General features: G+C 45.8%; 25 protein-coding genes. All 25 read left to right on the forward strand.

All coding sequences use genetic code 11. The features are described from left to right. On the forward strand, positions 1-241 hold a 241-nt coding region (locus tag ABH897_RS27325), incomplete at its 5' end, for a hypothetical protein (RefSeq protein WP_404592981.1). Beyond that, positions 213-623, forward strand: coding sequence for a hypothetical protein (locus ABH897_RS27330; protein WP_404592982.1), 411 nt, complete (start codon positions 213-215; stop codon positions 621-623). The genes ABH897_RS27325 and ABH897_RS27330, both read left to right, overlap by 29 nt. Then, complete coding sequence (locus tag ABH897_RS27335; RefSeq protein WP_404592983.1) at positions 620-976, forward strand: hypothetical protein; 357 nt, start codon at positions 620-622, stop codon at positions 974-976. The genes ABH897_RS27330 and ABH897_RS27335 overlap by 4 nt, the downstream gene beginning before the upstream one ends. 6 nt (positions 977-982) lie before the next feature. Next, positions 983-1,636 (forward strand): zonular occludens toxin domain-containing protein, encoded by a 654-nt coding sequence (locus ABH897_RS27340; RefSeq protein WP_404592984.1) that lies wholly within the window; start codon positions 983-985, stop codon positions 1,634-1,636. Further along, complete coding sequence (locus tag ABH897_RS27345; RefSeq protein ID WP_404592985.1) at positions 1,614-1,958, forward strand: hypothetical protein; 345 nt, start codon at positions 1,614-1,616, stop codon at positions 1,956-1,958. Before ABH897_RS27340 ends, ABH897_RS27345 begins: the two co-directional genes overlap by 23 nt. Further along, positions 1,955-2,296 (forward strand): hypothetical protein, encoded by a 342-nt coding sequence (locus ABH897_RS27350; RefSeq protein WP_404592986.1) that lies wholly within the window; start codon positions 1,955-1,957, stop codon positions 2,294-2,296. The genes ABH897_RS27345 and ABH897_RS27350 overlap by 4 nt, the downstream gene beginning before the upstream one ends. Positions 2,297-2,438: 142 nt before the next feature. Next, complete coding sequence (locus ABH897_RS27355) at positions 2,439-2,654, forward strand: transcriptional regulator (protein ID WP_404592987.1); 216 nt, start codon at positions 2,439-2,441, stop codon at positions 2,652-2,654. Positions 2,655-2,657: 3 nt separating this feature from the next. Further along, positions 2,658-2,846, forward strand: coding sequence for a hypothetical protein (locus ABH897_RS27360; RefSeq protein WP_404592988.1), 189 nt, complete (start codon positions 2,658-2,660; stop codon positions 2,844-2,846). Between the two features lie 487 nt (positions 2,847-3,333). Next, positions 3,334-3,522 (forward strand): hypothetical protein, encoded by a 189-nt coding sequence (locus ABH897_RS27365; protein WP_404592989.1) that lies wholly within the window; start codon positions 3,334-3,336, stop codon positions 3,520-3,522. Between the two features lie 336 nt (positions 3,523-3,858). Continuing rightward, positions 3,859-5,163, forward strand: a complete 1,305-nt coding sequence (locus ABH897_RS27370; RefSeq protein ID WP_404592990.1) for a replication initiation protein — start codon at positions 3,859-3,861, stop codon at positions 5,161-5,163. A gap of 72 nt (positions 5,164-5,235) precedes the next feature. Continuing rightward, the gene (locus ABH897_RS27375; RefSeq protein ID WP_404592991.1) at positions 5,236-5,361 is read left to right on the forward strand and encodes a hypothetical protein; all 126 of its coding nucleotides are present in this window, start codon (positions 5,236-5,238) and stop codon (positions 5,359-5,361) included. Continuing rightward, complete coding sequence (locus ABH897_RS27380) at positions 5,358-5,537, forward strand: hypothetical protein (RefSeq protein ID WP_404592992.1); 180 nt, start codon at positions 5,358-5,360, stop codon at positions 5,535-5,537. The genes ABH897_RS27375 and ABH897_RS27380 overlap by 4 nt, the downstream gene beginning before the upstream one ends. Position 5,538: 1 nt before the next feature. Next, positions 5,539-5,754 (forward strand): hypothetical protein, encoded by a 216-nt coding sequence (locus ABH897_RS27385; RefSeq protein ID WP_404592993.1) that lies wholly within the window; start codon positions 5,539-5,541, stop codon positions 5,752-5,754. A 91-nt stretch (positions 5,755-5,845) separates the two neighbouring features. Further along, positions 5,846-6,430: a DUF3967 domain-containing protein gene (locus ABH897_RS27390; protein ID WP_404592994.1), complete on the forward strand. Its 585-nt coding sequence runs from the start codon at positions 5,846-5,848 to the stop codon at positions 6,428-6,430. Between the two features lie 87 nt (positions 6,431-6,517). Next, positions 6,518-6,742, forward strand: coding sequence for a hypothetical protein (locus tag ABH897_RS27395; RefSeq protein WP_404592995.1), 225 nt, complete (start codon positions 6,518-6,520; stop codon positions 6,740-6,742). A 450-nt stretch (positions 6,743-7,192) separates the two neighbouring features. Next, positions 7,193-7,546, forward strand: a complete 354-nt coding sequence (locus ABH897_RS27400) for a hypothetical protein (RefSeq protein WP_404592996.1) — start codon at positions 7,193-7,195, stop codon at positions 7,544-7,546. 2 nt (positions 7,547-7,548) lie between these two features. Further along, a complete protein-coding gene (locus tag ABH897_RS27405; RefSeq protein WP_404592997.1) occupies positions 7,549-7,677 on the forward strand; it encodes a hypothetical protein in 129 nt (42 codons plus the stop codon). A 129-nt stretch (positions 7,678-7,806) separates the two neighbouring features. Further along, the gene (locus tag ABH897_RS27410; RefSeq protein WP_404592998.1) at positions 7,807-7,965 is read left to right on the forward strand and encodes a PTS ascorbate transporter subunit IIC; all 159 of its coding nucleotides are present in this window, start codon (positions 7,807-7,809) and stop codon (positions 7,963-7,965) included. Between the two features lie 287 nt (positions 7,966-8,252). After that, complete coding sequence (locus ABH897_RS27415; protein WP_404592999.1) at positions 8,253-8,468, forward strand: hypothetical protein; 216 nt, start codon at positions 8,253-8,255, stop codon at positions 8,466-8,468. 96 nt (positions 8,469-8,564) lie between these two features. After that, positions 8,565-9,230 (forward strand): hypothetical protein, encoded by a 666-nt coding sequence (locus tag ABH897_RS27420; protein ID WP_404593000.1) that lies wholly within the window; start codon positions 8,565-8,567, stop codon positions 9,228-9,230. Positions 9,231-9,265: 35 nt separating this feature from the next. Further along, positions 9,266-9,856, forward strand: coding sequence for a hypothetical protein (locus ABH897_RS27425; RefSeq protein ID WP_404593001.1), 591 nt, complete (start codon positions 9,266-9,268; stop codon positions 9,854-9,856). A 49-nt stretch (positions 9,857-9,905) separates the two neighbouring features. Then, the gene (locus ABH897_RS27430) at positions 9,906-11,222 is read left to right on the forward strand and encodes a fibronectin type III domain-containing protein (protein WP_404593002.1); all 1,317 of its coding nucleotides are present in this window, start codon (positions 9,906-9,908) and stop codon (positions 11,220-11,222) included. After that, complete coding sequence (locus ABH897_RS27435) at positions 11,219-11,368, forward strand: hypothetical protein (RefSeq protein ID WP_404593003.1); 150 nt, start codon at positions 11,219-11,221, stop codon at positions 11,366-11,368. Before ABH897_RS27430 ends, ABH897_RS27435 begins: the two co-directional genes overlap by 4 nt. 56 nt (positions 11,369-11,424) lie before the next feature. Then, positions 11,425-11,817 carry a hypothetical protein gene (locus ABH897_RS27440; protein ID WP_404593004.1) on the forward strand — a complete coding sequence of 131 codons (393 nt, stop codon included), beginning with the start codon at positions 11,425-11,427 and terminating at the stop codon, positions 11,815-11,817. Positions 11,818-11,928: 111 nt separating this feature from the next. Continuing rightward, positions 11,929-12,222, forward strand: a complete 294-nt coding sequence (locus ABH897_RS27445; RefSeq protein ID WP_404593005.1) for a hypothetical protein — start codon at positions 11,929-11,931, stop codon at positions 12,220-12,222. Positions 12,223-12,239: the final 17 nt, after the last annotated feature.

Below are 12,239 nucleotides of genomic sequence, written 5' to 3' on the forward strand. Positions count from 1 at the left end.
CTGGGTGTCTTACAGATCATCAAGGTCATTCTACGGCTCTATTTTGCCGTTAAAGCTGGTCTATTTCAGTGGATATAGGAGGGGTAACATGGAAGGCAGCGTATTTACTTATTTTTTTGCTATCGGCTCCGGCTTGGCTCTTGGAGTTGGATGGGTTATAGCACTTGGATTTTGGATGTTTAACAGATCGAAACGTAAAGGAGAGAAGAAGCATGGCATTAGCAGCGTTGTTCGGAAATAGACAGGTAGATGAAGCCCTTGAACCACAGGACGTACTGGTCATTCTCCAGGAGGATGGTACCGCAGCGATTGCCCCGGTAGTGGAGACCAATGAAGAACGGATATATGCCAGGTCTATGGACGGCAGCTATAACGTTCCTAAAGGCGATGTTAAGGCTTATACGGGGCCAAGAGGACGTATTTTCCTCTACCCTACAACGGTGGAAAACGTGCAGGACTGCCAACGCCTGGCGGCTCTGGAAAGAAGCATCGTCCTGAGACAGATCACGCATTTTGAGCCGGAATATGTAGAGCGTAAAGGCTTGTCGTTCGGGAAGATTTTGCTCATAGCCGGTGGAGCTTTGTTTATGTTTATTTTGCTGATCGTGGCGGTGGCGAAATGAGTGGCCATGATAACGCCGATAAGATCCAATCCGTGATCAACGACGATCTGTTTCCGAATGTCCAACACATTAGCGATGTAAAACAAGTCCTGGCGTTCATGTCCGACTATGCAGCGCCATTCTCAGAGGACCAGGTTCGGGCGCTGCTGCTCCTGGAGAGCATGGGGAATAACACCAGGCTGCACCCAAAGGGTAGCCCGTATAAGGAGATAGTTAAGCAGATTAAGCAAGATTACAAAAAGTCTGTAGCCAAGCCGGAAACGTTCCTGAGAACAATCGAAGAACTGATACCGAAGCCGCCTAAGCCGATCATTATGGCCGATGGACGAGCCGTTCGAGGTGGAAGGGGGTAACGGGGGATGCCACATATAATAGGCGTTACGGGCAATCTAGGAGCCGGAAAAACGACTGCGGCAAGCATGATGGCTTGGCTGTACAAGAATAAGATCGAGCAGAAACGCGGGAAGGTGCAGCTCTTCGCAAATTACGACCTTCAGGGGGCAGAGCGAATGAAGGTTCCCGCTGACTGGTTCAAGGTGGCTGAAGCACACGGCAGCATATGCGTTTGGGATGAGGCCCATCGGTCGTTCGATTCTCGGAAATCTCTTAAATTTGAAAACACACTGGCCACGGATATTTTGACGTTTGCACGCAAAATGGCCAGCATACAAATATTTGCCACACCAAGCATTAACCGCTTAGATACGCGTATCCGCGAAATGTTGGAGGTACTAATACATGTACGTCCGATGGGCAACAAGGGAATTATCCTGGACTATTACGACTTCCAGGCGGACAGCTTTGGCCCGAAGGGGCAATTTCTGCATTCACGTAGCTTGAGCAGCGCAAAAGTGAAGCAGATCCACAGCTTGAACCTCTTTGATTCACATTCATTCGTTGGCGGTTTCCCGCTTCCGAAAACAGAACGCGAAGCAGATACGTTTATGTCCAAGCTGGAAAAAGTACATGACAAAGCAAGGAGAGCTAAAAATGCCAACAATCGTACCGCCTAGCAAAGTGAAACATGATCCGCAGGAGCTGCTATACCAATTCCCATCTATCCCGAAAATTCGGTACACCAAACTAAGCCAAGAATACTATTTTTGGCGGCAAGTACAAAACGCCGAAAGCATAGCCGCTATGTTCGGAAGGCTCCTGATCCCGGCGAGCTGCTTGCATTGGCAACGTAAAAATTTATTTGTGGAGCGTCGGGTACAAGTCGGTCGGAATTGCTACTATGTTTTAGATAAGGGTGAGCTGACAAAAATGGAGTATACCAAATATACGGCCATCGTCAAGGAAACAGAAGCAGCGGAGCAGGAGGAAGTTGGATGAAAAAAGTTGGCCAGAAGATTGATAGATTTTTGGAAACTCGGTGGGGGAAGTTAATTTTTTGGGCTGTTGAGATTGCTGTATTTGTAGGCGTAATAATCGCATTTCTGTGCATGGCAGGAAGGGTAATCTATGACTTTACTCCAGCGCAAATGGGCTTATTTAAACAACTCATATACGACGATCATTATAAATTAGTTATGTTGCCTCAGACTTTTATACTCATGTCCGGTATGGCAGGAGCAGCGTACATCATGACCATTTATTATCGCTGGTCGTACAGTTCAGATATCAAGAAGCTAAAGGCGAAAATACAAGAGTTAGAAGCCTATCAGGAGTAATCCTTGGTAGGTTTTTTTATTCCTTTTTGAAAAGTGTTGCATTTTTCAAGTTTCTGCAGTAAGATGATTTCAGTAGCAAATTTCAAGAAGCCTGGCAGAAACATTGTATTGGAACGAGATTGATTATTATTGGAGGGATACAATGAGACACCCACATTTTCATAGCAAGAACTACGGAGGGGCACGATCAGGATCGGGCCGGAAGAAAATCGGAACGACTAAGCGGCTGAGTATCACGCTGCCGGATGAGCGTTGGGAACACATTGACGGTCTGATTGCATCGGGCCGGGTAGCATCTTATGCGGATTATTTCCGCGAGCTGGACGATTCTTCTTTAACAAAATTTCTGGAGGTATGAATTGTGAGAAGCATAAAAGAACTTGAAGCAGAATGGTGCGTTTCCGGGGTTGATCATGTCGGCAGTCGGATGGTTTATTTTTTTAGTAATCGTGAGGAAGGAGACGACCTTGTCTTACGGGTGTCTGTTAGCCGTACATTTGCTGATCCGGCCGCACAAGCCTGGCGTAAATTGGGCGAAACGGTAAAATAACAACTTGATAGAGGTAGGAAATTAAGACTAGTAAAAATTGATAGACGGTGGTAATATTTTCTTTAGATAAATAAAAAGGCCACGTTTCATGGCGGCGCTTTGAGTCTGGACAACTCTCGCTGCTTAACCGATGTAAGAGATCGGAGAAACAGGCGCTCGCTATAACATGGCTTTGGTTATTATTGTACCGGATTTGTCCGGCGCATACAATACCCCAAATTTATGATATAAGGCCCCTGTGTTCCCGATGTTCGTCCGTCGGAAGCGCAGGGGCTTTTGTGTTATCTGGTGATAAAAGCGCCGTATGCAGCCGTCAAGGGCGCGTAGCGGCGTAGCGGACCCTTTACGAGCGGGTTCTTAGTCCGACCCTTTCATGCCCCTCCAAACACCGTTTGGAGGGCTGACACCCGGCGAGGGCAAAAGGATACATAAGGACGTGTCCTTATGCCGCCGGAGGCGATCTTAAATCCTGGGAGGTTTTAACTATATGAATTATTTTGGTACGGAAACGATTGAGTTTACACGTTCTGAGCTGTTTCGCATCCTATTTGCGTTGGAGAAGGATCTGGAGTATTACAAAAAAGGGTTCTGGCCGGGGGAAGTAAAGAGTATAGAATCCTCTCTGCTGAAGGTAAATACGGCTATAAATCGCATAGATGAACGAGATTCGAAATAATTGGACTATTGTGAATTATTCATATAATGAAAAGTTGTGAATAGTTTGGTGCTGCTGGAGTTTTGGCGCTTTTGCCCTGGCTTTTTGAGGGGGGGAACGGGGCGCGTTACGACGAAAGCAGCACCAGACCCCAGAAAGTATAACATGGGGTCACGGTGGGCTTTATCTATACCCTCTAAAGTCGCTCTGCTCTAGGGTTTGGGGCTATCACCGCAAGAAAAACAGAGAAAAACGCATGAAATCATGAGGAATGTTTAAAAAAAACACGATTTTATAAGGTTTTCCGAGGTCGGGTTGCGGTGATTTTCGGAAAATACGGGTTCAGGGGGAGTTTTTATGCCAGCAAGCTATACCAAAAAGGCCGGATCTGACCGGGGGAAAGACAAGTACGCTCCAGATCCTTCACGCTTTGTTTTTAATGTAGATACGCTTTGGTACACGTTTGATGCTTGGAATTTCGATGAAGTAATGGCTGCTGGATTGATGCAAACGCTGGTCGAAGGCAAGGAGGTTGCAGAAGAGGGCCGGCCGGACAATATTCAAGTTAAATTGGAGCGTTACCAATACCCTGCCACATTCCAGATCGAGGCCGGGGGCCAGCGTCCAATTTATGCCTATCAAATCCGCAATCAGGATATGGCTATATTTTTCGCCAAAAAGCGGCGAAATGATGGCACGTATCCGGTTAAAGTGCAGATTAACCAATTTAAGCTTTGGGAGCTGGGCGCGCAAGATGCATTTTTAGAATCTTTAGAAGTGCTTACGGCGTTGGGATTTGCCTATGAAGCTAGCAAGCCTAACCGAATAGACTTGTGCGTGCATTCTGACCAGTTTCAATGGACGCTGGACGATCTTCGGGGCATGGAGTATCCGCGCAACGTGGCGGACGATAACAAGCCGGATGTGCTGCGTATAGACCCGTTTACGGGAATTTTTGAAACGGCTTATTTTGGAGATCGTACCCGGCTTCAACTACGGATTTACAATAAATCCGTAGAAATTAAGAAGAAGGGTAAAGACTACTTTAACCAGATCTATCTGGACAGGGGCATGAACCCGGATCAAGTTTGGAATGTGGAATTTGAAGTACATAGAGATTGGCTCAAGGGTCTTGCGAACGAGGAAACCGGGGAAGAAAATGTGTTCGACAGCATGGATTTTCTTCTCCGGTTGGACGGTTTATCTATGTTGTGGTCGCACTTGGTCGGCAATAAATTCACTCACAATTCTGCTTTCTGGAAGGTTTTGCGTAAAGGAGATCCGCACCAATTCACGGAGTGCCGGGACCATCTTTTTCGGCTCCAGGACATCGACACAACGAAAGAACGTGAAATTGCACAGATCCGGGGGCGGCTGCAAAAGCTTATTCTCACTGAAGAACTGCCAGAGGACGCGGACATGATGGTCGAAGCGATGAAGGTATTCCAGACCATGTTCCACGATTACGAGCGTGTGAAGGAACGCGACTTTGAAGAGGACGTCTTGAAAAAACGAAGGCTTTACATGGACACAAAACTATTAAAAGCAGAAATGGCGGAAAAACGCAAGAAAACAGATAAAATGGAGCTGCTGTCGGAGTTGCTTAACCGGAACAAATTGTATCACGCGGATAGGGTTTTATTAAAAGAAAAAGCCCTTTAATCGTGGGGATTAAAAGGCCGATAAAACAAATTTTCATCTGTTTTTATTATACCACATTTTAGGAGAATAAGCATGAATAATGAGCAAAATGATAGTGTAGAAAGCAAGCTGCATTTGCCCAGGGAGTGGGCTGACGCGCTTAAAACGTTTCAGGAGATCGAAGATCATACACCGAATAAGGGGGATGAAGAAGAGTGATTAATAGAGATAATATGGAAAGAATTATGAAAGTTATGGCAGAATCGAAGTCTCGTTCCGAGAATTTTGTCCAGGGTATCCGTGGCCTGGATAAAAAAAGAGAAATGGAGCTTATGGCTGCTGGTTATATGTGCGGTTTTGTGGATGGTAGTCTACTAGCAAAGGATGGTGTTTAAAATGTTAGTAGACTTTGAAGTTGGAAAAACTTACTATGCTCTTTTTTCTGGCGGATCACGGGAACATTTTACGGTGAATGGCTTTGAGACGCTTGGTTACCTTGTCAAACATGTGGATGTTACCTGGTGGGATGGCACACAGGAATTAGTGGAATACGATGATATAGTGCGTATGGTGGAAGACTACAACGCCAAATATGGGGGGCAGCCAGGATGATTCCTGGTTGCTTTTTGTTTCTTGGCAAGCGTATCATATGCGTAACGCGTATATGATACGGGAAACGATATGAAAGATGGGAGGATAAAAGTTGAAAACCGCTGATGTAGCAAGCTTTTTAGGGGTTAAGGCCGTTACGGTACGCAAATATGCTTTGGCGCTAGAAAAGGCTGGATATTTGGTAGAGCGTAGCGATAGTAACAATCGTACGTATGGCGAAAAAGACGCTATGATCATGCGAGAACTCGCTACGCTATGCAAGGATAGCGGCATAAGCGTCGAAAAGGCTGCAATGGTTGTCGCGGCTAAACATATGCAATTTTTAGCCGCTACGGGCGATGTAAATATGCCTGTTTTGAACGATGAAAGTCGCTATGATAAGCGATATGACCAGGCGCTAGAGTTGTTGCAGCAGATGACGGAGTACAGCAAGCAGCAGGCCGGAGATATGGCAAGTATGCGCTCTGAAATAGGACTGCAAAGTGATAGTATCGCGGATCTGAAGCGCGAATTGTTAGAAACGAAAAAGCTTTTGGCTGCTTCGTCCGAACGAAAATGGTGGAATTTTTTCCGTCGCCGTGAGGAAAGTCACGATCCGGCTGCACCTGATCCAGAAGCCGATTGGAATCGAAAAAAGCAAAGAGAGCGGGATATTTATACGCCGGGGCGGGGATAAAGGGAGAGATATATATCTCTTTAGGAAGCAGCACGGTATTTTTAAAAAACGGCACTTCCTTGTTTGGGGAATTGCCGTTTTTTGTGTATGCTAAAAATAAAAAAAAGTGAAGGATGTGAAGAAGGGGACGAATGTAGTTTGCCAAGACGCAGAAAGCCAGTAGGGGATTTAACAATAAGTATTTGCATCAACTTGAAACAAAAGGTTTTATGGGAAATAGAAAAAGATGGGAACCCTAAACATGTTATAGAAAAACTGGTCAATGAAAAATATTTGGGTAGAATTAACACGGAAAATATAGACAAGTCCTGATTTTTTTTTTATGATGTATCAGAACGGAAAACCTGTTCGCATTTTAGTTCTTGTATCCTAGAGATTAGGGACGTTAGCCACATGCAAGAAAATTTGTGTTATTATCTGCAAACGTGCAGCTTTCTAACTATTGTAGGATACAGCACGATGACAAATAGTACATATTAGGCTATTCTAAACCTAACAACAAACCTGTATAGCAAAAAAGCCTTGTTAGATGCTACCAACATCTACAAGGCTTCGCGGAAAGTGAAAGCTACCAACTTTCACTTTCCATAGGTCAGAGCGCCTAAACCGCTCGTCCCTCGATACACTTTATGTTATTTTATGCTGCCTTGCAATAGTATTCGGGTAGGATAAGGTTTCTTAATTGTGTAAAATCCGAGAGTCGTAGAGGCGCAGCCGATCATTTGGCAGCGTCTCTTTTTTTGCATTTTGGGAGGTGATTTATTGAACCAGGATGAAGCTCCAGCACAACCGGAACCGTCCATTCCGGCGCAGGAGGTACATACGGAATCGGCTGTTCATCCGGATGCGGCTATCCAACAGCCAGATCCGCAACAAGCCGAACCAATCATCGTACAACAGCAGCCGGAAGCACCAGCGGTAACGAAAGACGTGTATGTAGTCAATCAGCCGCTGGAGCTGCGCGACCAGACTTTGGTGGAGCTTCCCAATGGTAACTTTATTGCCGTCTCCAACGAAATGACTATTGGTGACATGCTTGTAGCAGCCGCTATTTTTTTACTCCTTGCTTTCCAGGTTCTGAAATGGCTGCTAAAAATGGCTTTTGGGAGGGGGTAAGGGTGTATCTAACCAGTGTAGACCCTAAAACAGCAGCTATCCTTATTGGTTTGGCGTTTTCAGTGCCGGTTGTGCTGGCTCTTATGTCCCGTTTTGCCTTGGAGGTGTGCCTGAACTGGAAACGTTATTAGGCGCAACCATAGTTTGGTTTCTGGGAAACAAGGACTTAATTAAGTTGCTTGTTACTTTCACCATGTCGCTTGCCGTGCTATATACGGTATTTGCTCTTTGGCAGCGAATGAGGGAGGAGGACAGGTACCGTGGACACCTCTGATCTATGGGATTTTACATTTTTTTGGCAAATATACCGAAACATGATGGGTACTGTTTCGCCTTTTGTCATGATTTTTGTTGCTGTCGCAGTAGTGGGTATGTTGCTTGGGGTTATTGTCAGCATAGTCGTAAAGGCCCGTAAATGATGCTGAATTTTTTAGTGACTGATCCCACAAAAGGACTGCCGACAACATTTTTCACATCAGAAAGAATGGAAATATTTTGGTATTACGTAAAGTATTTTACAAAACAAGTGCAACCCTTATTTTTCTTGTGTATCGCCTTGTTTTTGGCTGCTGTAGTGTGCGTTGTCGTCATGTCTATCTTTTATAGGGGCAAGGACGACGATGACGATGAGTATGACACGCATTATTACTAATTGAGCAAAGGGTAAATCCCTACTCTATAAAAAAATTATTGGAGGTAATAGAATATGGCGGTTCCAACGGCTGCGGTTTCTGTGGATTTGACTGGTGTTAAGGTGCCTTTTACAGTGGGCGATATGATAACGACAGGCATGAGCTTCTTGGGCATCTTTGATACTTGGATTTTGATTGGTTTGGGCGTAGTATTTGCCGGATTGATGGCAGGGTTTATTTACTGGATCGTTGCCAAGGCGAAGAAGCATGCTCCAGGCAGCGGCAAGTAACAACGTTTAAATTTAAAATTAGAAATAGTCCAGACAGTTTGTGTCTGGACTATTTTTGCAGAATGGAGGGTTTAAATGCGTAAATGCTTTCTATTAATGATGTTAATAGTTTTGCTAGTTAATGTTCCTGGCTTAGCTGCGGCAGCCGCACCGCCTACGGGAAATATAAAGGTTCCAAGTGGCGGATTTGAGGTCATTGTTCCAAAGGATACGTCCGGTACCTTTCCGGCTAAGACGTCGGGAGGGGGGAGTAAGTTTGTTCCTACGGAGGGCGGTGGAAAATATTACATTGCTAGTATCCGTATGCGTGTAAAAGGGGCTTTGAGTGACAAAGTATATGTAACGGTAACTTTTGGGGACGGCTACCGAATGAAGATAAATAAGTCTATTGATGGGAGTCCGGTTGATATCGGGCCAACTGCTTTTCGGGCGCATAAAAGCAAAGGTATATCCATTTCTATTCACTCTGATGGCAGCGCAGAAAAATTCGTTAAGTTGGCTGAATACGGATTTTTGCCGGAAGCGGAGCAGGATAAATCCCAAGACCCCCCGATCAAAGCGGTGGAGGGCAAACAACGCCCACACCGCCAAAAGGTGGCGATGGTAGCACCGGGGGCGGCTCCAGTGGCGGCGGGGACACAGGTACAACCGACCCTGGCGGCGGCGACTCGGGCGGCGGTGATGATGGCGGTGGAGATACAGGCGAAGACCCTGGCGGCGGTGAGTCTTCCGGCAGCGAGTGTGACCCTTGCGAAAAGATAAAGGCTGCTCTGGCTTGTCCCGATTGGGATAAGCTAATGGGCGAGCTGACAGGAGCTGTTGCTAGGGCAATACCACCGCCTCCAGATTGGGACAGTGTAGCGGATAAGATCGGCAGCGCGACGGTTCGACATTTGTCGAATTATGTCGGGAGTGTTCCGGCTGCTCCAAGCCAACAAGAAATAGACCAGGCGACCAGCGTTGTGCTTCCAAAGCCGGATATTTCGACGCCGGAAGCGGACAGTTTAAAGCCGGAAGTACCGGACCAATTCAAGCAGGGGAAAATTATATTCGACCTGGGCAATACTCCGGCAATAGAGACGAAGGATGAATCTAAACCGTTCACTTTTCTTGATCCGATAGCGAACATCAAGTCTGATCCGCCAGGCAAACCAGTATTTCCAGGAGATCCACGAAACAGTTCAGATGGTATTAAGCAGCCGGACAAAAAAGATACAGGTGATCCAGCTCCTAAGCCTGGGAAAATTGTGTTTGAAATACCTAAGCCATCAGCTCCGGCAAAGCCGCCGACTGTTGAAATTCCGAAGCCTGGTGGCATTGTTTTTGAATTGCCCAAGCCTAAGCCAACGACTGGGGATATACCAATTCCGCGAGAAGGGGGGGGATGAGTTGTGGTTTAAAATTATATTTGCTTTCGTCGTTGTTTTTTTATTTTTAATGCCGCATGAAGCAAACGCCTACCCAGGAGGACTTCTCAACGGCATGGAAGCGGTCGTTTCGCCTGGCGGAAAGACGAAGAATCTGACCGACGGAAACGAGAGTACCAAGCAGTCTATCTATAATAATTCAGTCACTTTTACGCTACCCAAAACCGCGGATTTGACGCGGATAAGAGCTAATATAGTGTATCGGATGAACGGTACATTTCGAGTTGGGTTTTACTCAGATTCTGGTGTGCTGATTGGTTTGAAAACTGGTTTTGGATCTGGAACACTGGACTACAACATTGATTTTAAGTCTGTAAGAAAAATAGTCCTAGACGCGGCCGGGGGCGGCGATGGCTGGAACACTGATTTGACTGAATTTGATGTTTTTGGTTCCTACCAACTGGCCCGTCCTGATAACGTCCAGGTCGTTCCAGATACAAAATCACTCAAGATAACTTTTAACGAGGTTTCGAAAGCCGTCGGATATATCCTTTATGTCGACGGCCAGAAATTCAAGGAGCTGGCGACGAACGAATACGTAATGACGGATCTGGTGCCTGACAAGGTGTACTCTATTAAGGTCACATCGGTCTTTCCGGATGGCGAGTCCGGGTTTAGTAAAGAACTGCAAGCAGCTCCTTATGCCGATATCATTGTTCCGACCTTAAAAGTGACCAGTACCCAATGGAATAGTGTAGGACTTGCTTGGACGAGTCCCAATGGTGCAGCTAGTGTAACAGTCTACCAAAACGATACACCCGTACGGGGAACGATGGGAAATGGAACGTTTTTGTCCGATGCGAAGCCTAATACAGCATATAAATTCGTGATTACGATGTATGACAAGTATGGGCGTTTCTTATCCACGAATGCCGTTAATGTAAAAACGCCGTTGCCTGCGACTGATCAGGAAACCGATTTGAAAGATGAATACTTGCTTTTAAAGTGGACGAAAACCGATGGGGCCATAGGCTACCGTATTTTTTTTAATGGTCGCTTGCTAATAACAGTTGGTGCGAACGTGCTGGAATACAAGATAACGAAGGATATGGGATACAGGCCGGGGGCTTTATCTAATAAAGCCGAAGCAAGGGCTATATTCGCGGATGGAACCGAGGGAGACAGTAACAACACCCATGATGGTGGGACACTAGGAGACGATCCGTTAGGCAAGGCTGGACTTAGTGTAGAAGCGATGGTCAAAACGGCCATGTCTTTTATAGGTTTATTCGATAGCTGGATTTTGCTAGGACTATCAGTTTTGTTTGCCGCAATCATGGTTCTGTTCTTATGGTACGTAACGAGAAAAGGAGTTAAAAGAATATGACTACAGTAGAGATTTTTTCCCAAGCAGCGCAATGGATGTTATATGTAACTCCTGCGCTGCTTGGGTTTACAGGGATTCTATTTGCCGATCAGATCGTGGCTGAATTGTACCGGATTTTGGGGCGAGCACATAGGCATTACCGATGATTGCCGATATTCTCCGGGCTTCCTGGACGTTTTTACAGCGGCTTTTTAAGCGGCTCATGAGCTTCTTGTCTGACCTCATGGGTGGTTTGTTCCAGGCATTGTTTAACTTTTTGAAAATGCTGTTAAGGCCCTTATTTATCCTGGTTGCGATGGTCTTATACCTGGTATACAAAATCGCTGAAGTAGCCTGGCTGCTCATTCAGATTTTCTACATGATTGGGAAGATCGTCGTTGCCTTTGTGAAAGGCATTTTTATAACCCTGGCTGGCTTTACATACAACGGCAATCAGGCCGATACGGGAACCTGGGCGCCTATCATAAAAAATGTGGCCACTGGCCTGAATGGGTTCCAGTTCGACAAGATCGCATATGTGCTTTTGTTTATTATCTGGTTCATGACAGCCTGGGCCGTAATCCGAATCATTGGCAGCTTTCAAAACGCGGAATAACCGAACATTAAAAAGTTGGCCAATCAAATCCGGATTACAATTTCCGAACAATAAACCGGATCTGGAGCTGCCGGCACGGCATAGAATCCGAACAATGAATGGAGTGAAAGCATGTATGATTACTTCCTGCCGCCAGGCTTACGAAATTTCTTTGACTCCGTTTTTGCGCCGCTAATTGAGTTTTTAACGATGGCCAGGGATTACCTGGACCGGATTAGCCTGGCGGCAGGACACGGTATTAATCTCAATAACTATTTTGGTTTTTTTGCTTATCTACCAGGACCGTTCCAGGCCGTTATAAATTCGCTTCTAGCGGCCGTTTTTATCCTGGGTGTCTTACAGATCATCAAGGTCATTCTACGGCTCTATTTTGCCGTTAAAGCTGGTCTATTTCAGTGGATATAGGAGGGGTAACATGGAAG

It is taken from the genome of Paenibacillus sp. RC73 (genome assembly GCF_044908085.1).
Lineage (GTDB): Bacteria > Bacillota > Bacilli > Paenibacillales > Paenibacillaceae > Paenibacillus > Paenibacillus terrae_A.